Origin of the sequence: Paucilactobacillus suebicus DSM 5007 = KCTC 3549 (assembly GCF_001434475.1) — a bacterium.
In the GTDB taxonomy this organism is placed as follows: Bacteria; Bacillota; Bacilli; order Lactobacillales; family Lactobacillaceae; genus Paucilactobacillus; species Paucilactobacillus suebicus.
In genome coordinates this window covers 1-1447 of record NZ_AZGF01000066.1, presented here as the reverse complement: position 1 = coordinate 1447, position 1447 = coordinate 1, and the positions used below count along the sequence as shown (strand labels likewise).

Sequence of the window (1447 nt, the reverse complement as noted above, 5' to 3'; positions counted from 1 at the left end):
TAACTGCTGATTTGATAACTATCACTCCTGTTTTTTAATTATAAAAATTACTTTTAACATTTATTAGTTTAAATTCATTAATGCCAATTCTAGTATTTTTATATTGCAAAACTATAGCAAAATAGTTACAGTTTGTTACAAAATAATGCATAGATTATTCACATAATCTTCACATATGCATTATGCAGAACATTTAACCACAAATTACCAGACAATAATCCTAATTTAACATGATATTTTATATTATTAGGTCTTTATTTTAAGGCAATTAAATAAACACCATTGTAGATATAAAAAAATGAATGAAAAAAGTTTTTAGAAAATTAAATATAGAAATTGCTCCAGACAGCTTTAAATTACATTATTTTTCATCAACATATACACTATTTACTCCAAATCTATGAGCAGTTGCTTTATTAACCCAATAAGAAGGATCCTTTGTTAAATCAAATTGAACAAATAATAAAGAATATTTTGTGTGTCCGCTATAAGAAAGTTTGTTCACTTTTATATTTGTTTTCCCTTCCTTTTTTTGTTCTAGAATATATGAATTTCTGCTATTTATTGATTGATTAGTCCGGTACGCATCTATAACACCATTTGACAAATTTACACATGTGAAAAAAAGTAGCACAAATAGAATTGAGATACATAATTGTTTACCAATAACACTATTTTGCAATAAAAGAGAGAAAAGTTTAACTACAGAAATAGTAATTATTATAAAGCCTCCAAAATATGTTTGTTCTTCCTGAGGAGATCCAGGAGAAAATGCCAACACATACCAAACACAAAGGCCAGACAATAACCAAACAATTGCATCAACCAATTTATTTTTGTTGATTCTAGTAAACACACTAAATGCTAATAAAACTAAAAATATTATAATCAGATAACTCATGTTGCTAACAACATGTTCATTTATCTGAGGGATATTTAAAATTAATTTACGAAATGGGCTTAACTTATAAAACCCAGGATTCGATAACATGCCCCTTCTGCTGTCTCCAGGAGATAGCAGAAGCAACGCGTAGCCAAAAAAAGAAGCGACAACTGCAAAATATTTATATCCTCTAATTTTTTTTGCAAAGTGGATAAATGTTACTATTATTATGATACCGCCAACCGTATTCTCATTTGTACCACCCATAACAAAGCCAAGAACTATCATGAAGATAAAATGTAAAATATTCAAAAATCTATTAGTATACTGTTTATCACTTTCGTACAAATAAATAAAAATTAAGTCAATAACAATTGTCCATAAATAATTTTCGGAGCCTGCTCTCCACAAAAACATTTGTGAAAAATTAGGAACTAAATCAAATAAAATTAAAATGACTAATACATAACTAATGGTTTTGTTAAAAAAAGATGGTTTATTGCTATCTACACTAATTTTTAAAATTAAATATGTCCCCGATTTAAAATTGAAGTGCAACACTTG

At 27.2% G+C, this 1447-nt stretch carries 1 protein-coding gene; it reads right to left on the bottom strand.

Translation table 11 applies throughout. The annotated features are described in order from the left end of the window. Nucleotides 1-361: 361 nt before the first annotated feature. Nucleotides 362-1447 (bottom strand): DUF6056 family protein (locus FD16_RS12965; protein WP_162255736.1); only part of this gene is annotated, 1086 nt, incomplete at its 5' end.